Origin of the sequence: Brevundimonas sp. M20 (assembly GCF_006547065.1) — a bacterium.
Taxonomy (GTDB): Bacteria; Pseudomonadota; Alphaproteobacteria; order Caulobacterales; family Caulobacteraceae; genus Brevundimonas.
Genome location: NZ_CP041243.1, coordinates 1,776,558 through 1,799,493 on the forward strand (window position 1 = coordinate 1,776,558; position 22,936 = coordinate 1,799,493).

Consider the following 22,936-nt stretch of genomic DNA (forward strand, 5'->3'; position numbering starts at 1 on the left):
GGATCTCCAAAGGCGGATCGCCATCTCGACCTTCATTTTGCATCCAATCCGTTGACCCATTGCATTCACAAGGTCTAGACACGGTGCAAGAGCCGCCCGCGAGCGGCCTATGCCCTGCGAGGATCCAGGAATGCCCGGCGAGACCATCAGGATAATCGTGCCCACCGGCTCGCTAGGCGCCGGCGCGCTTGAGGAAGAAATCCGCTACGGTCTGTCAAAAGGGGCGCACGCCATCGCGACCGATGCCGGTTCAACCGACAGCGGCGCCGCCTATCTCGCCCTCGGCATCTCCAAGAACAACAAGGGCTCGGTCAAGCGCGACCTGACGATCCTGATGAGGGCCGGCGCCGAGGCGGGCATACCGGTCGTCATCGGCACCAGCGGTCAGGCCGGCGGCGACAAGAACCTCGACTGGACCCGCGACATCGTCCTCGAGGTCGCACGCGAACTTGGCATCACGCCCCGCATCGCGCTTCTGTACTCCGAACAGGACAAGACGACGCTCAAGACCCTGAACGGCGAGGGCCGCATCACCCCGCTGCCCCCGCTCGGCCCGCTCGACGACGCTACGATCGACGCCTGCGAGCACATCGTAGCCGCCATGGGACCCGAGCCTTATATGGCTGCGCTTGAGGCGGGCGCCGACATCATCCTGGGCGGCCGCACAACCGACACCGCGGTGCTGGCCTGTTTCGCCCTGCTGCACGGCGCGCCTGCGGGCCCCGCTTGGCACGCGGGCAAGGTGGCCGAGTGCGGCGCCCAGTGCACCGTCTACCGCGACCGGGGGTCCGGCGTGTTGATCTCGATCAGCCAGGACGGCTTCGAAGTCGAGCCCCTGACGCAGAACAACCGCTGCGACCCCAAAAGCGTGTCGGCCCACATGCTGTATGAGAACAGCGACCCGTTCCGCCTCACCGAGCCCGGCGGGGTGCTAGACGTCACCGACGCGGTCTACACCCCGATCGATGACCGCACGGTCAAGGTCACCGGGTCGGTCTGGGAGCCCAGGCCCTATACGATGAAGCTCGAGGGCGCCGCCGCCAGCCGGTACCAGACGGTCATGCTGATCGGGATCCAGGACCCTGAGGTCATGGCCCGGGTGGACGAGTTCCACGACAAGATGCTGGGCGCCCTCTACCACCGGGTTCACAGCACCATCGGCGAGGCCGCCGGCGATTTTCACATCTCGCTGCGCATGTACGGCTGGAACGCGGTCTCGGGCGACAAGCCGCCGGAGGGGACGCCGCCGCCGCGGGAGATCGGCGTCCTGTTCGTCGCCACGGCGGACAGCCAGGAGATGGCGTCGCAGATCGCCAAGGCCTGCAACCCCTACTTCTTCCACTTCCCGCTCTCCATGGACAAGGAGTTGCCGAGCTACGGCTTCGCCTTCACGCCCGCTGACATCGACCGGGGTCCGGTCTACGAATTCAAGCTGAACCATGTGGTCCATGTCGACGATCCAATGGCGCTGGTCCGCACCGAATGGGTCGACCTGCGTAAGGTGGAGGCCGCCTGATGCCGACCGTGAATGACGTCTGCCACCATGTGCGCTCCAAGAACGCCGGTCCCTACTGGGTGACCTTCGATCTCTTCTTCAAGGATGCGGACGGGTTCGCGAAATACGCCGACAGCCCGGCCTTGGGGCCGCAACTGATCGAACGCCTTTTCGGCGCGGACCCGGCGCTGGTGAAGCGATTCTCCGTGCCGAGCCTGAAAGTGGTCAAGATCTCCTATGCCCGCTCCTCCCCCCAGGGCGGAATGGTCGAGCGCGACATGCACTGCGGCCAGCAGTTCGTCCGGCTTCTGGACGTCGAACTCGGCGCGCCCGTCACCGCATAGCGCCGCCGCGCCCGGAGAACCCCATGTCGTCCTCAAGCCGCCGGGTCGTCGTCACCCAACGCTTCTTCGACGCCGAGACACGCGCCTGGCTGGAGCAGCACGGCTGCGAGGTCGTCATCGCCGATCTACCGCCCGGAAAGGGCGACGGCGACCTCACCCCCGCCGAGCTTGAAGGCCTGCTGGCCGGAGCGGCGGGCTGGATCGTCGGCCACGCCCGCGTGACCCGCGACCTGCTGACCGCCCTGCCCCGGCTCCAGGTGATCTCCAGGCGGGGCGTCGGCTATGAGCGGGTCGATACCGACGCCGTGCGCGACCTTGGCCGCGTCGCCTGCATCGCCGCAGGCGGCAATGACGCCTCCGTGGCCGATCATGTCGTCGCGATGATGCTGGCGCTGGGCCGCCGGTTTCGGGAAAGCCAGGACCGGATGCTGGGCGGCGACTGGTCGATCCTGATGGGCTCCGATCTCTACCGCAAGACCGTGGGCATCGTCGGCCTCGGCCGGATCGGCCGCAGCGTGGCGCAACGCCTTCAGGGGTTCGAGGCCGAGATCCTCGTTAACACCCCCGCCTTCGACGTGGAGGACCTTGGCGGCCGCCTCACGCCCGTCGGCCTCGACGATCTGCTTGCCCGATCCGACTATGTCACCCTGCACGCGCCCCTGACCGCAGAGACCCGGTTCCTGATCGACGCCGCCGCCCTGACCCGGATGAAGCCCACGGCCTTCCTCATCAACGCCGCCCGGGGCGGTCTGGTCGACGACCTGGCCCTGCTCGAGGCGCTGAGCTCGGGCGCGATCGCGGGCGCGGGACTGGACACCTTCATGAGCGAGAGCGATCCGGGCTATCGACCGACCACCGAGGCCCTGCTGGCGCTGCCGAACGTCGTCGCCACGCCGCATGCCGCGGCCTCCTCCCGCGAGGGCCTGGATCGGACCAACAGGGTGGCGGCGATGAACGTAGTCGCCGTCCTGGACGGCGGCAGCCCGCCCGCCGCCTGCGTGGTCGCCGACGGACGGGCCGTGGCTCCGGCGTGACGACCTCCGCCCCGACCGCAGGGCGGCCGCCTGAAGGGCTGCTCAGACATCTGTTCGATGTCGCCGTCGCCGCCGCCATGCCGCGCTTCGTTCTGCCGTCCCGTCTTCCTGATCCGCCCGTCGGCCGCACGGTCGTCATCGGGGCCGGGAAGGCGGCGGCGGAAATGGCCGGTGCGCTCGAGGCCCATTGGACCGGACGGCTATCGGGGCTCGTCATTGTCCCGTACGGCCCTCACCCCTCCCCGGGACGCATCACCGTCCTGAAAGCCGGCCATCCCGTCGCCGACGCCGCCGGGGTCTCCGCGACCAAGGCCTTGATGGCGGAACTGCAGGATCTGACGGCCGAGGACCTCGTGGTCTGTCTGCTTTCCGGCGGAGGCTCGGCGCTCCTCTGCGCACCGGCGCCCGGCGTCACCCTTCAGGACAAGCAGGCGGTGACGCGGACCCTCCTGCGCAGCGGGGCAACGATCTCGGAGATCAACACGGTCCGCAAACACCTCTCAGCGGTCAAGGGCGGAAGGCTGGCCGATCTGGCCCGCCCCGCCCGCCTGGTGACCCTGGCCATCTCCGATGTTCCCGGTGACGATCCGTCCGTGCTGGCGTCGGGCCCCACCCTGCCCGATCCGACAACCCGGGAGGCCGCGCTGGCGATCCTGGCCCGCCATGCGCCTGACGCGCCTCAGGGCGTCCTCGACTGGTTGGGGGACCCTCGCTCGGAGACGTCCTGGCCGAACCCGGATCATCTCCCTGATCTGCGGGTGATCGCGACCGCGGACCAGGCCTTGAGCGCTGCCGCCGTGGTCGCCCGGGTCCAGGGCTATGAACCCTTGGTGCTGGGCGGCGCGATCGAAGGCTCGGCCGAGGCCGTCGCGGCCGACCACGCCGCCCTGGTCAGACGCGTCCTCGCCGGCGAAGGGCCTGTCCGGCCGCCCTGTGTGATCCTCTCCGGCGGCGAGACCACGGTTACGGTGCGCGGCGGCGGCCGCGGCGGGCGCAACACCCAGTTTCTTCTGGCGCTAGCCCTCGCCCTTCAGGGCGTTCCTGGCGTTCATGCCCTGGCGGCCGACACCGATGGTATCGATGGGTCCGAAGACAACGCCGGGGCCGTGATCGCGCCGGACACCCTGCGCCGGGCCCAGGCGCTGGGTCTGGACGCGCGCAACGCCCTGACCTCGACCGACGCCTGGAGCGTCTTCGACAGCCTCGACAACCTGGTCGTCACAGGGCCGACCGGGACCAACGTCAATGATTTCCGGGCGATCCTGATCGAGGGACCGCCCGCCCCGTCCAAGGAGCCGACATGACGCCGAACCGTCACTACCGCATCGCCGTCATTCCGGGTGATGGCATCGGCAAGGAGGTCGTGCCGGAGGGTCTGCGCGCGCTTGAGGCTGCGGCCGCCCGCTACGGCTTCACCCTGGACTGCGACCCTTTCGACTTCGCCTCATGCGACTACTATCTGGAGCATGGTCAGATGATGCCGGGCGACTGGAAGGCACGGATCGGAGGTCATGACGCCATCTTCTTCGGCGCGGTCGGCTGGCCCGAGACCGTGCCGGACCACGTCAGCCTGTGGGGCTCGCTGATCCAGTTCCGGCGGGAGTTCGACCAGTATGTGAACCTGCGTCCGGTCAAGCTGATGCCGGGCGTGCCCAGCCCCCTGGCCGGCCGAAAGCCCGGCGACATCGACTTCTATGTCGTGCGCGAGAACACCGAGGGCGAATACTCCTCCATCGGCGGCCGGATGTTCCCCGACACGGACCGCGAGATCGTCCTGCAGGAGACGGTCATGACCCGCACGGGCGTCGACCGGATCCTGAAGTACGCCTTCGACCTGGCCCGGCGGCGCGAGAAGAAGCACCTGACCTCGGCCACCAAGTCCAACGGAATCTCCATCACCATGCCCTATTGGGACGAGCGGGTGGAGGCGATGGCCCCGGCCTATCCCGAAGTGCGCTGGGACAAATACCATATCGACATCCTGACGGCCCATTTCGTGCAACATCCGGACTGGTTCGACGTGGTCGTCGCCTCCAACCTGTTCGGCGACATCCTGTCGGATCTGGGTCCCGCCTGCACCGGCACGATCGGCATCGCGCCGGCGGGCAACATCAATCCGGAGCGGACCTTCCCCTCCCTGTTCGAGCCCGTCCACGGTTCGGCGCCGGACATCGCCGGCCAGGGGATCGCCAATCCGGTCGGCCAGATCTGGTCGGCCGCCCTGATGCTGGACCATCTGGGCGAGCGGGACGCCGCCGCCGCCATCGTCGCCGCGATCGAACAGGTCCTGGCCGACCCCGCCTTGCGGACCCGCGACCTCGGGGGGCCGCTCGGTACGATCGACTGCGGCAAGGCCATCGCGGCCGCGGTCCGCTAGGCGGACGACGCGCCATCCAGGCCGCCGGTGCGGACCAGGCGCCGGAGGCCTTCGGCGTCCAGGATCTCGATGCGGGCGTAGTGAATCCGGATCACGCCGCCTCGCTCGAAGGTTTTCAGCGTGCGATTCAGCGTCTGCCGGCTTACCCCCACGATCAGGGCCAGTTCCGCCTGGCGAATGGCGAGGGGCGCAAGACCCACGTCCTGTGCTGCGCCAAGCAGGGCGGCCGCGACCCGGGCCGGCAGAGCCTGCACCACCCGCTGTCCGATGAAGGCCAGGGCGGCGCGCTGGTGCGCGCAGGCCAGCAGCGCCAGATCGTGATGCAGGGCCGGAAGGCGTTCGGCCAACCGCTGGTAGGCGGCGTCGGACACGTGCATCAGGGTCGTTCGCCCGGATGCGACGGCGTCCTGGGGCCTGGGACCGCCGTCCAGGGTCGACAGCTCGCCGAACCAGGCTCCCGGCCCCAGGCTCTGCACCAGGACCTCAGCGCCCGCGACCGGATAGTCCAGGAGCCTGACGCGGCCTTCCACGACGCCCCAGAGACCGTTCGGCGGATCTCCGGTGGCGTAGATCCGGGCGCCGTCCGGCCGGGTGACGAGAACGGCGGCGTCCAGCAGGGCCGTACGGCGCGCCTCCGGGATCGCCCCGAACCAGGGATCCTGAAGCATCAGGAAAGTGCGGGCGGGAAGGATGGTCATCGCGGCGTACTGTCGCTGATTGTCGCGCAGGCGACAATCCCGGGCGCGGCCGTCGCTAGTCTGCACCCTGCACATAGGGAGAATGATCATGACAGCGCTTCTGAAGACCGCCTCAAACGTCCGGGACCGGGTCTCGCCGGAGGAATGGGCCGCCCGCGTCGACCTTGCGGCGGCCTATCGGCTGGTCGCCCTTCACGGCTGGGACGACCTGATCTTCACCCACCTGTCCGCGCGTGTCCCCGGTCCGGAGCACCATTTTCTCATCAACGACTACACCCTGATGTTCGAGGAAATCACCGCCTCGAACCTGATCAAGATTGATCTGAACGGCGAGCCGGTGGACGGCGCGCCCGGGGCCGTGAACCGGGCGGGCTTCATCATCCATTCCGCCATCCACGCCGCCCGCGACGACGCCCAGGCCGTCATTCATCTGCATACGCCGCACGGCCAAGCGGTCTCGGCGATGAAGGAAGGCCTTCTGCCCCACACCCAGACAGCCATGATCGCCCATCACGATGTCGCCTATCACGACCACGAAGGCATCGCCGACGCCCTGGATGAACGCGAGCGCATCGTCGCTGACCTGGGCGACCGGAACGCCCTGATCCTGAGGAACCACGGCACGCTGACCGTGGGATCGAGCGTGGCGGAGGCCTTCATCCGGATGTATTTCCTCGAACGCGCCTGCGAGGCCCAGGTCCTGATGCTCGCCGCAGGTCGCCAGGCTCTGAACGACCCCCCGGCGGGCGCCGTCGAGACCGTCCGCGCCCAGGCCCGCTCACCCCAGGCGAAGATGATCGCCGAACGGGTGGCCTGGCCGGCGCTCCTGCGCAAACTCGACCGCAAGGCAACGGGCTATCAGGATTAGTCATCGACCCGCCGGGCGCGGGCTGGCGTATCCCACCCGCCGACGAGGTGGCGGGCGAAGAAGGGTGCGAGTTGATCGACCGCGGGGCCGACGTATCCCGGCTTGTCGCAAAGGTCGCAATGGCCGGCGTCCTCCACCACGAAGGGGGGCCTTGTCCGTGGCGGGTGAGAGGGCGTGCAGCCGCTCGCCCGCCACGTACTGGCCCGTCGATCCGCGCCGGCCGCTGACGATCACCAAAAGGGGCTGGATCAACAGCTCCGGCACAAGCCTGAAGGCGTCGAACGCCAGGCCCGACACGATCATGCGCGAAGTCAGCCAGGCATTGGCGACCTCGGCGAAATGCGTGCGCCGCGCCAGCTTGGGCTTCCAGGAAGAATGAGACGGCGGCTTGTCCCCGAAGCGCCCGGCGGAGGCCCGGAGCACGCCGTAGGTCGAGGCCGGGAGGTCAGATGGCCATCCGGCGGCCTCCAGGAGGCGGACGTCCTAGAGGGTCGCGATGGCGGGGGCCGATGTCAGCGGTCATGAGCGGTTTCGGCGGAACAGATCAGGGAGGATCTTGCGGCGGGGCGACGGCGTGGGCGGTTCGCGCGTCAGGCGTTGCGCCAGCCTCCGCGCCAGGAAGGGACCGATCGCCAGCACCATCAGAAAACGCACCAGCTGTCCTCCCAGGATGAAGGGCAGATCCACCGGCGTGGACGTGGCGATGATCAGGATGGTGTCGGTTCCCCCCGGGCTGGTCACCAGCCAGGCGGTCAGCCAGTCGACCCCGGTGATCACCTTGACCCCGACCGCCAGCCCCCCGCAACCGGCAAGCAGCGCCGCCAAGGCGGCCAGGACGCGCGGCAGCATGCGTGCGCTGTAGGCCAGGGCTTCGCGGGTGAACCCCAGGCCGACGCTCCATCCGACCACGGCATAGGCGAACGCCGCGACAAGGACCGGCAGTTCGAGACGCAGCACGCCCATGGCCTGCAGCGCCGAACCCGCCAGCATGGGGACGAGAAAAGGCCCCGCCGGCATCCTCGAGACCTTTCCCGCCCAGCCGGCGGCGGCGGCCAAGGCCAAGGTGATTCCCACGCCGACCGGGTCTGCGAAGTCGAACCAGGCCGCGGGCGGGTGGGCGGGGGCCGACCCTTTCAGCTGGGCGAGCCCCATGGCCAGCAAGGCGACGATGAGCAGCCGCAGATAGTGGATGATGGCGACCAGACGCCGATCCCCGCCCAACGCTCCGGACATCAGGACCATGGCGGTGGAGGCTCCCGGGGCCAGCGCCCAGATCGCCGTCGTGCCCGGCAGCCATCCGCGGGCCGCCATCACCCAACCGAACCCCAGGCAGACGGCCAGGGTCGAGGCGGCGAGCCCGACATAGAGGGGAAGATGAGCGAGAACCCCGCCCCAGAACCCGGCCGTCGCCGAGGCGGCGATCAGGCAACCGACCAGGGCCTGGGCGGCGCCGAAGACCAGCGGAGCCGGCCGGATCGTCGCGCCTCTCAGCCCGAACAGAAGACCGGCAGCCATAGGCCCCAGCAGCAGCGCCGCCGGCGCGCGGATCGCCTGCAGCATCAGGACGAACGCCGCCGATACGGCCACCAGGGCCGCCCATCGCCAAGTACGGGACAGCGGGGTCGGGCCGCGGTCCCCCGTCTCAGGCGTCATGGAGAGCGATCACCCGACCCGGAACGGGAAGGCGGCTGAGGCCAGCCCCGCCGCGATCAGAACGAGGCAGGCCAGGACGGCCCACTTGAGCGAGAACCGCTGCGCGGCCCCCACATCGACCTTGAGCAGACCGCAGACCAGATAGATGGCCGCGATCAGCGGGCTCATGGCGTGAACCGGCAGGGCGGTCAGGGACGCCCGCGCGATCGCCTCCGGCGGCACGCCATAGTGGCCGGCCGTCTCGGCCATCACCGGCAGGATGCCGAAATAGAAGGCGTCGTTAGACATGAAGAAGGTCAGGGGCATACTGACCAGGGCGGTGATCGGCGCGAAATACGGCCCCAGCTGGGGCGGAATCGCCGACACCAGAGAGGCCGCCATGGCTTCGACCATGCCGGTTCCCTGCAGAATTCCGGTGAAGGCGCCCGCGGCGAAGATCAGCAGCACGATGTTGACGACATTTTCCGCATGCGCCGCGATCCGTTTCCGCTGGGACCTCAGGCTCGGATAGTTGACGATCAGCGCGATGGCGAAGGCGCTCATCATCATCACCGGCAAGGGCGCCAGGCCGAGCAGAAGGCCGGCCATCAGGCCAAGGGTGAGCGCCAGATTGAAGAAGAACAGCTTCGGGCGACGCACTTCGGCATGCGGTTCGGGATCGCCGTCCTCAGCCATCACCGCCATCCCGCACGTGGGCCCCAGCGGCAGGGGCTGCAGCGTCAGCGCGCCCAGACGCTTGCGCTCGGAGAGGCCCATGCGCCAGGCGACGAAGACGGCGAAGGCCGTGCCCGCCAGCATGGTCGGCATCATCGGCAGGAACAGCAGCGCCGGATCAATGCTCAGGGCCGTGGCGGCTCGCGCGGTGGGACCGCCCCAAGGGATCAGGTTGGTGACCGAGGTGGCCAGCCCCAGCAGCAACGCAAGAATGAGGGGATTGAGCCCCAGACGACGGTAAACCGGCAGCATGGCCGAGATAGTGACCAGGGCCGTGGTCGCCCCGTCCCCATCCAGCGACACAATCGTGGCCAGAAGCGCCGTGCCGATGGTGACCCGCACCGGATCGTCGCCCACCGTCCGCAGCACGAACCGCACCAGCGGATCGAACAGACCGGCGTCGATCATGACCCCGAAATAGAGGACGGCGAAGGCCAGCATCAGCGCCGTCGGCGTCAGCGCCGTTACCCCTTCGACCATCATCGCGCCGAGCCCGGCGCCCGCGCCCGCGAGCAGTCCGAAGATCAAGGGCACCAGGATCAGGGCGGTGATCGCCGACAGACGCCGGGTCATGATCAGGACCATAAAGGTCAGGATCATTCCCGCACCCAGCAGGGCCGGATTTTGAAGAGCGGTCAGGGGCACGGCGCGGCTTTCAAAAGGGCGGCCTGCCGGCGAACCGGCAGGCCGAAAGGCTCAGGAAAGGCCCTCCGCCGGGAGCGGTGGAAGGCCCGGGGGTCGTCAGAGAGTCCAGTTGAACGACAGGCCGTAGGTGCGCGGCGGCGCATAGGCGCCGAAATTGGCCCCCAGGAAAGCCCCTTGGAAAGAGCGGGTCACCTCGTCGGAGAGGTTCTTGCCCCATAGTGACACCGACCAGCGATCGGAGGCCGGCGTATAGATGATCCGGGCGTCGTACATGTTGGTCGGTTCGCGCCGCTCGGGCCCGGTGTTGGAGTTATCCTCGTAGATGAGGCTTTCGTAGCGATAGTCGATCGCCGCCCGGATCACGGCGCCGTCAGCCAGGTCCCAGTCGTAGGAGGGCGACAGGACCAGCTTGTGTCTCGGCGCGCGCGCGATGCGGTTGCCGGCGTAGTTGGTCACGTCGTCCACGACGTAGTCGTCGAAGGTGGCGTCGGTATAGCCGTAGCCCGCCACGATCCGCGCGCCGCCGAAGGGCCGCCAGCTCAGATAGGTCTCATAGCCGTTGATGGTCGCGGCCCCGGCGTTGTCGGTGAGCACCTGGCCGCTGGGCAGGGTGCGGCGCGTTTGAAGGTCGGTGTAGTCGATGGTGTAGAGGGTGTTGTTCCAGATGAGGCGACCGTCGAGGAAGGTGCTCTTCTGGCCGATCTCGAACTGGGTGGCGTACTCCGGCTCGAAGGGGTCCGCGGCCTCCGCGGCGGTCCCCGGGAGATCCTGGAAGCCCCCGCTCTTGAAGCCCCGCGACACCATCACATAGAGCAGGTGGTTGTCGGCCAGCTTGTAGTCGGCCCCCACGCGCCAGGTCAGGGCGTCGAAGGTGGCCGAGGCCGAGACGTCGAACGCCTCCTCGCCGCGGAAGATGGAATCTCCGGCGGTGTTGGAAATCCGGTAGTCTTTTTCATCTTCCGAGTAGCGCAGGCCCGCGATCAGCGAGAACCGCTCGCCGATCGGCACGGTCACGTCGCCGAACACCGCATAGCTCGTCAGCTGGGCGTCCTGGGTGTAGGTTTCCGTCCCCTCCCCGCCCAGATCGAGGATCAGGGTGTCGAGGCGGCGAGTGTCGCTGTTGTAGTTGTAGAGTCCGGCCACCCACTGGACCGGGCTTCCCGGCAGGGACGACAGCCGCAGTTCGTGGCTGGAGGCGTCCGTCTGTTCGTCGTTGCCGCCCGAAATCTGGATGAAGTTGGTCGTCGGATTGCCGCCGTCAAAATCATAGGCGGTGCTGTAGTCCAGGTTCCGGTAGCCGCCGAGATAGGTCAGGGTGGCGAAGGACAGGTCGAACTGGGCCTCGGCCCTCAGGCCCCAGGTGTCGCGGTTCTGATAGCCGTCCGTGGAGCCCGCGAAGCTGTCGCGGTCGGGGTTCGGCGTCCAGAACATCGACAGCGGGTCGCTGTCATCCAGGTCGAGCACCCGGTTGGCGGGACCGGCCGCCCGATCCCGCGTGCCGTCGATGGTGAAGGCCAGCCGGACGGTGTCGGAGGGTTCGGCCGCGATCTGGATGCGGCCGCTGAGGGTGTCCTGGTCATCAACCTCGCCGCCGGTGAAGCTGTTGTCGGTATAGCCGTCGTGGGTGCGCCAGCTGCCGCTGGCCCGCACAGCGGCGCGGCCGTCCGCGAACGGCGCATTCACCACGGCAGCCCCTTCCAGCCGGCCGTAGTTGCCGATGGTGGCCTCTGTCGAGGCTCCGAAGGCGTTGAGGTCGGGCCGCTGGGTGACCACATTGATCGCCCCGCCCACGACGTTGCGCCCGTAGAGGGTGCCCTGCGGTCCCTTCAGCACCTCGATCCGTTCGATGTCGAAGGCGTCGAAGGCGACCATCCCGGGGCGCCCCAGATAGATCTCGTCCAGGAATACCGCCGCGCTCGGATCGCCCGCGGCCCCGCGATCGGTCGATCCGATCCCACGGATGGCGATCCGCGGCTGGGAGGCCGGGAAGGCGTCGAACTGCAGGCCGGGCGTTCGCGTCGCCACATCGTCGACGTCCTTGATGCGCGCCTGTTCGAGCTCTTCGGCGCCGAACGCCGTCACGGTGACGGGTACGTCCTGCAGGCGCTGGGTGCGCCTCTGGGCGGTGACGATCACCTCGTCGAGTTGCGACGTCTGAGGCTCCTGCGGCGGGGGCGCGGCCTGCGCCCAGGCGGAGGCGGCTGTCATCAGAGCAGTCATAGCTACGCCGGTCGCCAGCGCCTTGCGGCTGTTGAAGTCCATCTCGCCCTCCCTGGGTCGTGTTCTTTATCCGCCGGTCAGACCGGTCGGTTCGGGAGGTTATTCAGACTGGATGCGAGACGTCAACAGATTGGATGCAAAATGACTCAGCATTGGATGCGCAACATGACCGCCTGGTCAGCGAAGCGTCGCCAGGGCATGAACCCTGGCCTTGGTCGCCATGACGTGGGCGGTCATCAGGCGCTCGGCCGCGTTCGGATCGTCGGCCCGTATCGCCGCGAGGATCTCCTCGTGGTCCTCCTGAGACCGCCGGATATGCTCCGGGGGCGTCGATGGGATCTGCCGGAGCCGCTGGGGGACCTGAGCGGCCACCACGGGCGACGTCCGGATGACGTCCCCCGTCACGGGCGCCAGGATGGTCATGCGCATGGCATTGCGCAGGACGGGGTTGCGCGCCGCGATGTTGATCGCCCGATGGATGATCCAGTTGAGCTCATACCACTCGGCCTCAATAACGGCGGACCAGGCCCCCCGATCGACGATCGCGCGCCCCTTGGCGATGCAGGCGGCGACAAGCTCCAGCTCCGACGGCTCCCATCCGTATTCAACGGACAGCCGCGCCGCCGTCCCCTCCAGCGCCGCCCGCACCTCGATCGAGGCGAGAATATCGCCGATGGTCACGGACCGGACCATGTAGCCCCGATTGACGCTGTACTGGACCACGCCTTCGGCGGACAGTACGGCCAAGGCGCTGCGGATCGGCGTGCGTGAGACGTTCATCTCCGTGGCCAGGGCCTCGGCGCGCAGCCGGGACCCGGGCGCGATCTGACCGGTCAGGATTCGTTCCCGCAAGGTGGACAGCACCGTATGGGTGGCGGGCTCGGTGTTGGGCGGGTCGGCCAACAGTTCGGTTTGATCGGCAGGCGCGACCTTGGGCATGGGCGTAGTCTCGGCGGAAATGAGCGCCCATGGTGGCGACAAGCCCAGGCGGTGACAACCGTCGGACACGGCAAACCGCCGCGCCGGGTGCGATTGGCCCGGCGCGACGGCCGCAAGGCCGGCCCCGTGGTCGGTCAGAAGGCCCGATAGACGGCGAAGCCGACCCGGGCCTGGTTTTCCGAGCCCTCCTGGGTCACGATCGGCGTATCCGCGGCTTGATCCAGCAGGCGGTCGTAGGACGCCAGCAGCGCGATTCCCCAGCGGGCGTTCAGCTGGTAACGCGCGGAGGCCGAAAGGCCGACGCTTTCGACGCCGGAGTCGGCCCGGTAGGCGGCCAGACCCGAGGCCGCCGCGCCGACGGCGGTCACGCCGTAGTAGGTTTGCATATAGTCCTCGTCGGCCCAGACGATATTGGCGCCGACGCTGTAGCTCAGTCTGTCGCTGACCGGAGCGGCCCAGGAGAGGTCGGCCGTGACCGTATAGCCCCCGTCGACGCCGCCCAGATCGGCGAGCACCTTGGCGCCCGCGCCGATCCGCCCCGAACCCACATTCCATCCGATGTTCGCAAAGACGCCGCCCTCGACCGTGCCGTCGATGCTGGGAAGAAGGCGGACGACGGCGTTGTCGATATCGTCGTCTCGGCCGGACCGCCAGCCGAGGATCGGGCCGGCCTGGAACCGATCGCCGGACAAGAGGTCGAGCTTGAGGTCCAGGCCCTCCATCGACAGTGTGCGGCCGCCAAGCTCGTACTGGAATCCTATGAAGGGAAGCGGCTGGAACTCGTAATCGTCAGAGCCCCGGAACTGCGGACGATAGAGGCCGGCGACGCCCACCAGCGGGTGGAACCCGTCGTCTTCGCCGTCCTGGGCGAAGGCGGACGGGGCGAGCGCGAGGACGAGGAGACCTGCCGCGGTCGCGGTCGTCAGTCTGGGCAAGGAGAGGAACATGGCGATCTCGTTCAAGACGTTGGGGAGGACGGGGCGGAACCCCCGGGGTCGACCTTGGAAAGTTGTCAGCCGACCCACAGGGCCACACCCGGCTTGACCGTACAGTATTTGCATCTATTTTATAATTATAATGGATGCATTATGGTGGCATCCGTAGGGCGCGGCTGCGCTCCGCCCGGCCCCCTCGCCGCCCGACGCCGTCCTTGAGGGCCGGGCCCCGCGGACTTCCGGGTTTACGGTCTCAACCCGGTGCGAAGGCCTCCGTCCGCTTGCTTCGAAGACCGCCTGGAGGTGATGCCGAAGCGTTTGGGCGTCGGGATGAGCGACCCACCGATCGATCGCGAGCCGGAGCGCACCGACTGCGGCCATCGCGACGAACGCCAGCCGCGTGGCCTGCGCCGGCTCGGGCCACCGTTCGTTCAGGCTGTCGGCCAAGGCCTGCTCCAGTCGCATCAGCCCCGACAGGCGCCCGGCCTGGACGCGTTCGCTCGCGCCCACCAGTCGGGCGATGAGCCGCTCGACGAGGCGGTCGTACCGGCTGGCGGTCCCGAACAGGGCGTCCCGCGCCGCGTCCAGGGGCGCCGTCGGCGGGCCATGCGAGCATGCTCGGGCGAACCTCCGGCGGCAACGCCGCCTGCCAGGCGAACAGAACCTCTTCCTTGGTCCTGAAATAGTCGAAGAAGCTCCGCCGCGAGACGCCTGCCGCCTCGGCGATCGCCTCAACCGTGACGGCGTCGAAGCCCTGATCGAGGAAAAGCCGGATCGCGCACGCGGAGATCCGCTCCGCGGTCGCCCGCCGTTTGCGATCCCGCCAGGATGTCGCCTCCCGAACCCCTTCTCCGTTGTTCGGATCCGTCAACCACGCCTCTCCGCAGGATGCTTCAGGACCCGGCGCACGACGAACACTCAAGGGCCGCCCGCAAGGGCGGCCCTTGACCTGAACACGGGACGCTACTGACGCCGCCGCCGTGGTCCGGCCGGCCACCATGGCCTGTCGTGCAGGCGCATGCGTGCCGGATGCTCCGCCAGACTTGCCCGATCATCGAGAACTGGGCGGACCACCGGCTTCGGCCGGCCGGGCACGGGCGGTCGCGGCCGAACCGGCGCCCCGGCTCGGCCGCCCTTCAGCCTAGAAGCGCACCCGCATGCCGACCGTCGCGGAGAGTGCATCATAGTCCGAGCCCAGATCCGCCTGGCCTTCGGCGAAGGTCTCCAGACCGGAGGCGTTGCGGTAGGAAACGCCGAAGCGGCCCTCTCCCCAGGTCTCCACGCGATCCGTCTCGACCCATGCGGTTTCGCCGCTGGTCAGGCGTAGTCCGTAATCGTCGCCGAAGCTCCGCAGCACGGCCGCCCCCCCGTAGAAGCCCAAGCGGCCGCCGCCGGGCATCGCGGTCGAACCGCCGACGCGCAGGCCGAGGCGGAGCGCGACATCGTCGGCGTCTTCGAAGGCCAGGGTCTGGGCGCCGTTGGTCAGATCGTCGGCGGAGGAGCGCATCCAGCGAAGGCCTCCCAAGGGCTCGACGAACAGACCGGCCCCGCCGAAGCGGTAGCCGACCTCGCCTTCCGCGCCCCAGCTCGAGCCGCTGAGTTCGACCTCCCGCGACAGGGCGCCGCTGGCCACATCCGTCTCGTGACGATCATATTTCACCAGCAGGCCGGCGAAGGCTCTTCCCCGGGTCGCGGCGGCGTAGCCGCCCAGGCTGAAGGTCGAGACATCGAACGCGTCGACGGACTGACGGTACTCGAGCGTGGACCGGCCATAGCCCCCGGTCACGCCCAGACGGAGAGTTTCGTTGATCGGCTGATCATAGCCGAACTGGGCGCCCTGACGATCCTGTCGATAGTCCAGCGCGACGGCGTCGCCTCCCGCCGTTTCCGTCGTCCAGTCTCGCGAGGACTCGCCCGTCTGCAGGGCGAACCAGAACCCGCCGTCCGCGTCGCCCGAGACGCCCAGATCGCGCGTGCGCGCCGCTTGCGAGCGCCACAGATCCGCGCTCGAGGTCCAGACCGAATCCAGGGCCTGCAGAAGCCCCGTCTGCCGGTAGGCGGCCGCGCTCGCCGCCGTCTGCAGCGCATAGCGGCGCGCGTCGGCGTCGTAGGAGAGACTGTGCCCGACAAAGCCCCGGTCACCTTCACCCTCCGCCATGGCGAAGGCGCCGACGGAGGAGCCCGCGCCGACCTCCGCCACGACGATGCCCTGCGGCGTCCCCAGGGTCGCCTGGGAATAGTCGCCGTTCAGGGTCAGATAGGTCGTGCCCGTGGCGGCGCCGGCGATCACGATACGGTCCGCAACGCTCCCTGCGAGGTCGACGTCCAGGGCGACGGTCGAGCCGCTCAGGCCGATGAACGCCCCCGACACCGTCAACCGATCACCGATGGCCCCGTTGCGCAGATCGATGAGCCCGGCGTTCTCGAAACGCTCGAGATCGCGCAGGACGAAGGCCCGGGGAGACGCCCCTTCCCCGAAGCGGACCACGCCCGTGTTGACCAGGAGGTCCACGCCGCCGCCGAACTCGCTGTCCCGGCCGATCTCCCACAGGCCGGCGTTCTCGAAGCGATCGTCGCCGCCGGCCGTCGAGAGTGAGCCGAAGATCTGGCCGGTGTTGCGCAGCGAAAGCGCCCCGTCGGTGATCCGCACGGCATGCCCGGATCCCGCGACGACGACACCGGCGTTGGCCACGGTGGCGACGCCGCCCAGTCCGAACGGCTGAGGCGGGAACGGGGTCTCGAAGGGCAGCTGATCGTAGCCCGGATTCGGGCAGGGATTGACCCAGCCGGCCTGCCCCGTGTTGGGCAGCACGCAGCGCGCCCCGGCCGCGAGCACCAGGCCGTCGACGCCGCCTTCCACCCTGGCTCCGGCGCCGATCGTGACAGCCACGCTCTCTCCCTGGGCGGAGATGGCGGTCCCCAAGGTCGAGCGCGCGGTCCCGTGCAGGTCGATCCGGGCGGCGCCGATCATATTGGCGTCAAGGGCGAAGCTGTCATAGGCAAGCGCATCCCCCACCGTCAGTCGCGCATCGCCCAGACCCCGCGCGCTGACGCCCATGGAGCCCGCGCCGCTCACCTCGACCCGCCGCACCGAGACCTCGATGTCCCCGTCGAACGCGAACGGCGGGGGGAAGTCGCCGCCCTGCAGCTCCTCGAAGCGCGTTCGGGCGCGGATGCCGTCGGCGCCGTCTCCCGAGGTGACGACGGAGTCGGCGGCGATCAGCGTATCGCCATGCTGGCCCAGTCCGAAGATGCCGTGAGCCTCGAGGCCCCGGGTCGTGACCGGACCGGCGGCCCGCACCCGCGTGGCCCCATAGCTGCTGTCGACGGACAGACCGACCGCCTGATCGCCCAGCGTCTCGACCGGCCCCGCCGCGAACACATCGGCGTCTCCCGACGTCGCCCGGACCAACACGCCTTCCGACGCCAGGCCGCTCGTCGAAATGGCGCCCGTCACCGTCACCCTCGCCTCACGGCCCGTCGCGAAGACGCCTCGCGAGATATCCCCGTATGTGACGGCCGAGCCCAGGACGCCCTGCACGGACCCGAACAGGCTGGAGACATACAGAGCCTGCGCATTGTACCCGCGTGTCACGACCTCGTCCGCACGGGCGCTGGCGTTTCCGCTCTGACTCGCCGCGGCGACCCCGTAGGTGAAGTCCCCGCCGACGTCCGCGAAGCGCACGTTCGCCTGGGCGGAGCCCGCCTCGCTCTGGACGACGACGCCCCCGCCCCGGTCGCTGGTCACGGACCCGACGTCGGCGAGGGCGAGCCCGTCCCGCGTGGCGATCGCGACGCCCACGGTGTTCTCGCCGCTCAACTGGAGCGACCCGACATAGACGGTCGCACCGCCGTCCGCCGTGACGGCCACGCCCGCGCCGTTGGCGCCCTCGATCGAAATATCGCCCACGCTGACGAAACCGGAGCCGAGGGTGTCGAGGTTAACCCCCTGGTTGTTGTCGCCGACCAGATTGATCGATCCGACGCTGATCTGGGTGTCGCCGAAATAGGCGTTCCCATCGGCGTCAAATCCCCCATTTCCGACGCGCACGCCCCAGACGTAATCGCCTTCCCCGCGGATCTGGTTGACGCTTACCGCGATCGGGCCGGCGCCGAAGGCGGTGACGCCGTCCGCCGCGAAGCCGGTGGTGTCCACCGTGTCGGCCGTGATCCAGATGGATCCAAGTCCGCCATCGGCGACGACGCCCAACGCGAGTTCGCCGTTCGTCGTCACCGAGCCCACATCGATCCGGATCGCGCCATCGGTGGAGACCACAACGCCCTCGGCGTAGGCGCCGCGGGTCTCGACCGACCCCGCGCGCACGGTGATGTCTCCGATCAGACTCTCGGCGGAAATACCCCTGGCGTAGTCGCCGACGGTCGACACCCGATCGACCTCGATAACGGTCGTCCCCTCGTGATTGAACGTCGCGACGCCGTCGGCGCCCGTCTCCCCGTCGGAGACGGCGAAGACGTCGCCCATGCGGATGAAGATGTCGCCGGCGCCCTCGACAAGGGCCGAGACCGCGGTCGCATTGCGCGTCGTCACGGAGGCTCCGGCCCCGTCATAGGTGATCCCCGCGTTCTGCGTGACAGTATGCAGCCCGGCGCGATAGTCGACCGGTGCGATGAAGACCCCGTCCTCGAGACGGATGAAGACGTCCGTCGTCATTTCGCCGCCGTACCAGACGCCGTTGTCATAGCGGTTGTCCGCCGAACAGGTGACGACCCCGTCGACGGGCGCGCCGCAGGCGTCGTTGGGGTGAACCTGGGCCCGGGCCTGGCCGGCGGCCAGGGTGAGGGCGGCGGCGGCGACGCCGGCGGTCAGGGCGAGCCGCGAGCCGTTTCCGGCCATGAATGGGCGAGTCATTGAGGTCCCTCGTATTGGACGTTGCAAAGGTGTCGGCCTCAGACGGCGCCATTGCTCCGGACCCATACGGCTTTCTGAAAAATCGCTTCGCCGCCGGCGCCGGAACGACGGCCGACCTGCCGACCGGTCCCGGGAATTCCGCCGCCTCGACGCCCCCTCCGGGAGATCGCGCCTCGCACGGACGGCCCTTCGCGGCGGCGTCGCGGCGCCGGTCGTCTTGCGCAGGCGACGAACACCCGGATAGTTCGCGCGATGGACGCCGCGCCGACCGCCCCGATGGACCGCCTGGAAACCGCCTTCCTGGACCTGCGCCTGGAGCTGCTGGCGCGTGCGCGGGCGATCGATCCGTCGGGCGACCCGGAGGACGTCCTGCACGAGGTGTGGATCCGGCTTCGGGGCGTTCGCGAGCCCGTGGTCAATCCGCGCGGCTATCTGATGCGGATGATCTACACCGCCGTCGTGGACCGGCGACGGTCCCTGCGCCGGTCCGCCGCCCGGGACGGCAGCTGGGCGGCCGAGCGCCGCCCGGACGGCGACCCGACCGCCGCCCCCGCCGAGGCCGAGCGCAACCTTATCGCGCGCGAGACTCTCCAGCGCGTCGACGCCTGCCTCCGGGGTCTGGGCGAACCGACCAATTCGATCTTCCGCCGCTATCGCTTCGGCGGCGAGCCGCAGCGCCAGATCGCGGCCGATCTGGGCTTCGCGGTCAGCACGGTCGAAAAGCACCTTCAGAAGGCCTATGTCGCCCTTCACCGCCTCAGGGGAGAACGGGGATGACCACCCACGGCGCGAGGATCGAGGACGCCGCCATGGCGTGGCTGATCCGCCTGCAGGACCCCGAGTTCGACCGCTGGGACGACTGGGAGGGCTGGTTGACGGCGGATCCGGCTCACGCCGAGGCCTATTGGCGGCTCGCCGACGACGACGCGGACCTCGTCGATCCCACGCCGGCGGCCGTCGCCCGGATCATTCCGCTCGACCGGGCGCGTCCGGCCAGGGCCCGGCGAGGGGCGCCCGCCCGCAGACGCGTCCTGGCGCTGATCGGCGTGGCCGCCGCCGTGGCGCTCGCCTGCGGACTGGCCTGGACGACCTGGTCGTCGAACCGCGTCCGCGTCATCGAAACCGCGCCAGGCGAGGCGCGCAGTCTGACCCTGGCCGACGGCAGCCGGGTTCACCTGTCCGGGGGGAGCCGCCTCGCGCTCGCCCGAAACCCCAGACATGTCACCCTCGACGCCGGCCGCGCCCTGTTCGAGGTCGCGCACGACGACGCCCTCTTCACCGTTCAGGTCGGCGACGCGCAGGTGACGGATCTGGGCACGGTATTCGACGTCACGCGCCTGAACGCCGGCGCGCGCGTGTCCGTTGCCGAGGGCGCCGTGCGGTATAACGGCGCGGGTCGATCCGAAACCCTACGGGCGGGCGAGTCCCTGACAACGCTGAACGGCCGGATCACCCGACGGACGGTCGACGCCGCCGGCGTCGCCGCCTGGCGCGACGGCCGGCTTTCCTATCGCGACGAGACGCTTGAGGTGATCGCCCAGGATCTGGCGCTGGAGCTGGGCCGGCCCGTCGCGGTCGATCCGGCGGTGGCGCCGCGACGGTTCACCGGCAGTCTGGTGACCACGGGCCCGGACGCCGAGGCGCGCGAGCGGCTTGCCGGGCTGCTCGACGTCGTCGTCGAGACGGACGGCCAAGGGTGGCGGCTCAGGGCCCGCGCGGCGCCGTGATCAGGGCCGCGCCGCTGATCCTGGCCCTGTTGGCGCTCCCCCAGGTAGCGGCGGCCCTGGCCTGGACCTCGGTCCAGGCCGAGGTCCAGGGTCGGGCCCGCGGTCCGGTGGCGATCTCGGTGCCGGGCTCGACGGCCGACCTCGCCGTGAACCGCCTGGCGGAACAACTGGGCGTCAGCGTGGTCGTCGCCGTTCCGCTCGCCGGCCGCCGCAGCGCCGGTTTGCGCGGCCGGTACGACGCCGCGGAGGCGTTCGACCGCCTGCTCCGTCCGCTCGGCGCCCGCGCCGTGCGCATCGGGCCGGACAGCTACCGGGTGGAGCCGCGCGCCGACGAGCGCCCGGCGCGGCGTCCAGCGCCGCAGGCGACATCCGGCCCGCCCGCGCCGATCACCGAGCTGGACGAGATCGTGGTGACCGCCTCGGTCCGCCGGGGGGGGCTCGACGCGGTCAGCGGCCGCACCCTTCTCGACGAAGAGGCGCTGGGCCGCGCCGGGAACCGGTCCTCCAGCGAAGGCCTCGCCCATCTCTCCGCGACGGTGGATTCGACCCGCCAGGGCCCGGGCCGCAACAAGCTGTTCGTGCGAGGCGTCGCCGACTCCGCGGTCAGCGGTCCGCTTCAGGCGACGGTGGGACAGTACCTCGGCGATCTCCGCCTGAACTTCGGGTCGCCCGATCCCGACATCGCCCTGGTCGACCTGGAGCGGGTGGAGGTGTTCGAGGGGCCGCAGGGTTCACGGTTCGGCGCCGGCTCCATCGCCGGCGTGGTCCGCCTCGAACCGGCGCCGCCGGAGCTCGACGTGGCGTCCGGCGCCCTGTCCCTGGCGGCGTCCCGGCCCCGCCACGGCGGACCGGGCGGCGACGGCGCCCTGGTGGTGAACCGGCCGCTCGGATCCAGGGCGGCCTGGCGGCTGACCGCTTATGGACGTCGGGACGGGGGCGTGCTGGACAATCCGGTGCGGGGCGACGACCACGCGGACGCGGTCGATGTCGTCGGCGGTCGGCTCGCCGTGCGGTGGGTGGGCGACGACTGGACCGTGGATGCGCTCGGGCTGGCCCAGCGGATCACAGCCGACGACGCCCCGCTGGTCCGCGACCCGGACCGCCTGGAAACCGACCGGCCGCTCGCCGAACCCTATGACAGTCGTCTGGATCTCGCCGGCGTCACCTTCAGCCGTCGCTTCGGAACGGCCCGCCTCACCTCGGCGACCAGCCTGTCTCGCCAATCGCTCGATGAACGGTTCGACGCCACCGTCACGGAGGCCGGCCTGGTGCAGGTCGTCGACCGTCGACAGTCGGTGACGGCCTTCTCCTCCGAGACGCGCCTGAGCGTCGCCTTCAGCCCGAAGGGTTCGATCGACGGCGGCCTGTCGCTGGTCCGCGCCGACACGGACGTCCAGCGGATGAGACGCCCGTTCCCGCTGGAGGGCGATCCCGTCGCGCAGGACGCGCTGACGCGGCGGTACGAAGAGGCCGCCCTGTTCGGAGAGGTTTCGCTGCAGCCGAACGCCCGCCTGTGGCTGAGCGCCGGAGGCCGTGTTTCGATCGTCCGCCTCAATACCCGGCTGCACGGCTCGGACGCTTCTCCCGTCACGCCGGGCGACGCCGAAACCCTGCTCACGCCGTCGCTCGGCGCGCGCTGGTCCCTGACGGCGGCCGCGTTCGTCTTCGCCCGGTTCGAACAGGGGTTCCGCCCCGGCGACGTCGGAGAGGACGGCGCGTTCGGACGTCCCTACCGCGCCGATCGCGTGAGCCTGACCGAGATCGGCTTCGGCTTTTCGCCCGGCGCCCGCTGGCGTCTGGAGGCCTCGACCGGTCGCCTCGACTGGACCGATATCCAGTCCGACGTCGTCACGGCGGGCGGCGACCTCGTCACCGGCAATATCGGCGACGGCCGCATCATCTTCCTGAGCCTGCGGGGCGACTGGCGTCCGACCGATCGCCTCACCCTGTCCGGCGGCGTCTTCGTCAACGACAGCGTCCTGCGGACCGCCGAGGTCGGGCTTGTCGTCGGCCGTCACGGCGACATCCCCAATGTGGCGCCGGCGTCCGGCCAGGCCAGCCTTGACTGGGGCCCGCACCCATTCGCCGGGCGCGCCCTGACGCTCTCCGGCGACTTTCGCTATATCGGCCGGTCCCGCCCCGGCCTGGGCCTCGGACTCGATACGCCCCAGGGCGGCTATGTCGACGCCGAGCTCACGGCGCGGCTCGGCGACGATCGGGGCGCCCTGGTGCTGTCGGTCTCCAATCCTTTCGACGTCTCGGCCGCCCGGTTCGGTCTCGGATCGCCCTACCGGCTCACCGACGGCCACGTCGCGCCGGTCAGGCCCCTCAGCGTGCGCCTCGGCTTCGAAGCCTCCTTCTGAAGCGACAGGACGCCGCGGCCTTGTCCGCCGCCGTCAACGCGTCGTTCCGATGCG

The 22,936-nt window shown here is 69.6% G+C and carries 18 protein-coding genes and 1 pseudogene; 10 read left to right on the plus strand and 9 right to left on the minus strand.

What is annotated here, in order from left to right:
• Positions 1–130 precede the first annotated feature (130 nt).
• From FKQ52_RS08510 to FKQ52_RS08530, 5 genes are read left to right on the plus strand one after another with little or no spacing between them, the layout of a single operon-like run.
• Positions 131–1,516, plus strand: coding sequence for an acyclic terpene utilization AtuA family protein (locus tag FKQ52_RS08510; RefSeq protein WP_141626790.1), 1,386 nt, complete (start codon positions 131–133; stop codon positions 1,514–1,516).
• A complete protein-coding gene (locus FKQ52_RS08515; protein ID WP_141626791.1) occupies positions 1,516–1,839 on the plus strand; it encodes a DUF4387 domain-containing protein in 324 nt (107 codons plus the stop codon). Before FKQ52_RS08510 ends, FKQ52_RS08515 begins: the two co-directional genes overlap by 1 nt.
• A 23-nt stretch (positions 1,840–1,862) precedes the next feature.
• Entirely contained in the window at positions 1,863–2,873 is a 1,011-nt protein-coding gene (locus FKQ52_RS08520; RefSeq protein WP_141626792.1) for a phosphoglycerate dehydrogenase, read from the plus strand.
• On the plus strand, positions 2,870–4,177 hold the full coding sequence (locus tag FKQ52_RS08525) for a glycerate kinase (protein WP_240811598.1): 1,308 nt from the start codon (positions 2,870–2,872) through the stop codon (positions 4,175–4,177). The genes FKQ52_RS08520 and FKQ52_RS08525 overlap by 4 nt, the downstream gene beginning before the upstream one ends.
• Positions 4,174–5,250 (plus strand): tartrate dehydrogenase, encoded by a 1,077-nt coding sequence (locus FKQ52_RS08530; protein WP_141626793.1) that lies wholly within the window; start codon positions 4,174–4,176, stop codon positions 5,248–5,250. Before FKQ52_RS08525 ends, FKQ52_RS08530 begins: the two co-directional genes overlap by 4 nt.
• Here FKQ52_RS08530 and FKQ52_RS08535 read toward each other — a convergent pair.
• Entirely contained in the window at positions 5,247–5,948 is a 702-nt protein-coding gene (locus FKQ52_RS08535; protein ID WP_168196815.1) for a Crp/Fnr family transcriptional regulator, read from the minus strand. The two genes, FKQ52_RS08530 and FKQ52_RS08535, sit on opposite strands and share 4 nt — an antisense overlap.
• A gap of 88 nt (positions 5,949–6,036) precedes the next feature.
• Between FKQ52_RS08535 and FKQ52_RS08540 the strand changes: the two genes are divergently transcribed.
• Positions 6,037–6,816, plus strand: coding sequence for a class II aldolase/adducin family protein (locus FKQ52_RS08540; protein ID WP_141626795.1), 780 nt, complete (start codon positions 6,037–6,039; stop codon positions 6,814–6,816).
• A gap of 151 nt (positions 6,817–6,967) precedes the next feature.
• Complete coding sequence (locus FKQ52_RS08545) at positions 6,968–7,195, plus strand: hypothetical protein (RefSeq protein WP_141626796.1); 228 nt, start codon at positions 6,968–6,970, stop codon at positions 7,193–7,195.
• Between the two features lie 140 nt (positions 7,196–7,335).
• On the opposite strand, the gene FKQ52_RS08550 is transcribed toward FKQ52_RS08545, so the two are convergent.
• The 8 genes and pseudogenes from FKQ52_RS08550 to FKQ52_RS08580 all read right to left on the minus strand — a co-directional run bounded on the left by FKQ52_RS08550 (position 7,336) and on the right by FKQ52_RS08580 (position 18,792).
• On the minus strand, positions 7,336–8,469 hold the full coding sequence (locus FKQ52_RS08550) for an AbrB family transcriptional regulator (RefSeq protein ID WP_141626797.1): 1,134 nt from the start codon (positions 8,467–8,469) through the stop codon (positions 7,336–7,338).
• Positions 8,470–8,478: 9 nt separating this feature from the next.
• Positions 8,479–9,828: a CitMHS family transporter gene (locus FKQ52_RS08555; protein WP_304580189.1), complete on the minus strand. Its 1,350-nt coding sequence runs from the start codon at positions 9,826–9,828 to the stop codon at positions 8,479–8,481.
• Between the two features lie 96 nt (positions 9,829–9,924).
• Positions 9,925–12,090, minus strand: coding sequence for a TonB-dependent receptor (locus FKQ52_RS08560; protein WP_141626798.1), 2,166 nt, complete (start codon positions 12,088–12,090; stop codon positions 9,925–9,927).
• 135 nt (positions 12,091–12,225) lie between these two features.
• Entirely contained in the window at positions 12,226–12,987 is a 762-nt protein-coding gene (locus tag FKQ52_RS08565) for a GntR family transcriptional regulator (protein WP_141626799.1), read from the minus strand.
• A gap of 134 nt (positions 12,988–13,121) precedes the next feature.
• The gene (locus FKQ52_RS08570) at positions 13,122–13,934 is read right to left on the minus strand and encodes a MipA/OmpV family protein (RefSeq protein ID WP_168196816.1); all 813 of its coding nucleotides are present in this window, start codon (positions 13,932–13,934) and stop codon (positions 13,122–13,124) included.
• 114 nt (positions 13,935–14,048) lie between these two features.
• On the minus strand, positions 14,049–14,657 hold the full coding sequence (locus FKQ52_RS16865) for a hypothetical protein (protein WP_168196817.1): 609 nt from the start codon (positions 14,655–14,657) through the stop codon (positions 14,049–14,051).
• Positions 14,635–14,922: pseudogene (locus FKQ52_RS16870) on the minus strand (TetR/AcrR family transcriptional regulator); the annotation flags it as partial. The pseudogene FKQ52_RS16870 and the gene FKQ52_RS16865, both read right to left, overlap by 23 nt.
• 141 nt (positions 14,923–15,063) lie before the next feature.
• A complete protein-coding gene (locus tag FKQ52_RS08580) occupies positions 15,064–18,792 on the minus strand; it encodes an autotransporter outer membrane beta-barrel domain-containing protein (RefSeq protein WP_141626802.1) in 3,729 nt (1,242 codons plus the stop codon).
• 252 nt (positions 18,793–19,044) lie between these two features.
• Here FKQ52_RS08580 and FKQ52_RS08585 point away from each other — a divergent pair, with 252 nt between their 5' ends.
• The 3 genes from FKQ52_RS08585 to FKQ52_RS08595 are packed head-to-tail and all read left to right on the plus strand — an operon-like array spanning position 19,045 to position 22,882.
• The gene (locus FKQ52_RS08585; protein WP_141626803.1) at positions 19,045–19,569 is read left to right on the plus strand and encodes an RNA polymerase sigma factor; all 525 of its coding nucleotides are present in this window, start codon (positions 19,045–19,047) and stop codon (positions 19,567–19,569) included.
• Positions 19,566–20,519: a FecR domain-containing protein gene (locus FKQ52_RS08590; RefSeq protein ID WP_141626804.1), complete on the plus strand. Its 954-nt coding sequence runs from the start codon at positions 19,566–19,568 to the stop codon at positions 20,517–20,519. Before FKQ52_RS08585 ends, FKQ52_RS08590 begins: the two co-directional genes overlap by 4 nt.
• Entirely contained in the window at positions 20,489–22,882 is a 2,394-nt protein-coding gene (locus FKQ52_RS08595) for a TonB-dependent receptor (protein WP_141626805.1), read from the plus strand. Before FKQ52_RS08590 ends, FKQ52_RS08595 begins: the two co-directional genes overlap by 31 nt.
• Positions 22,883–22,936: the final 54 nt, after the last annotated feature.

Bases quoted from the DNA above. Each gene is read 5' to 3' on its own strand.
- FKQ52_RS08535 (WP_168196815.1), bottom strand. From the start codon at position 5,948: ATGACCATCCTTCCCGCCCGCACTTTCCTGATGCTTCAGGATCCCTGG.
- FKQ52_RS08565 (WP_141626799.1), bottom strand. From the start codon at position 12,987: ATGCCCAAGGTCGCGCCTGCCGATCAAACCGAACTGTTGGCCGACCCG.
- FKQ52_RS08550 (WP_141626797.1), bottom strand. From the start codon at position 8,469: ATGACGCCTGAGACGGGGGACCGCGGCCCGACCCCGCTGTCCCGTACT.
- FKQ52_RS08585 (WP_141626803.1), top strand. From the start codon at position 19,045: ATGGACGCCGCGCCGACCGCCCCGATGGACCGCCTGGAAACCGCCTTC.
- FKQ52_RS08515 (WP_141626791.1), top strand. From the start codon at position 1,516: ATGCCGACCGTGAATGACGTCTGCCACCATGTGCGCTCCAAGAACGCC.
- FKQ52_RS08510 (WP_141626790.1), top strand. From the start codon at position 131: ATGCCCGGCGAGACCATCAGGATAATCGTGCCCACCGGCTCGCTAGGC.
- FKQ52_RS08580 (WP_141626802.1), bottom strand. From the start codon at position 18,792: ATGACTCGCCCATTCATGGCCGGAAACGGCTCGCGGCTCGCCCTGACC.
- FKQ52_RS08540 (WP_141626795.1), top strand. From the start codon at position 6,037: ATGACAGCGCTTCTGAAGACCGCCTCAAACGTCCGGGACCGGGTCTCG.
- FKQ52_RS08560 (WP_141626798.1), bottom strand. From the start codon at position 12,090: ATGGACTTCAACAGCCGCAAGGCGCTGGCGACCGGCGTAGCTATGACT.
- FKQ52_RS08590 (WP_141626804.1), top strand. From the start codon at position 19,566: ATGACCACCCACGGCGCGAGGATCGAGGACGCCGCCATGGCGTGGCTG.
- FKQ52_RS08570 (WP_168196816.1), bottom strand. From the start codon at position 13,934: ATGTTCCTCTCCTTGCCCAGACTGACGACCGCGACCGCGGCAGGTCTC.
- FKQ52_RS08520 (WP_141626792.1), top strand. From the start codon at position 1,863: ATGTCGTCCTCAAGCCGCCGGGTCGTCGTCACCCAACGCTTCTTCGAC.
- FKQ52_RS08530 (WP_141626793.1), top strand. From the start codon at position 4,174: ATGACGCCGAACCGTCACTACCGCATCGCCGTCATTCCGGGTGATGGC.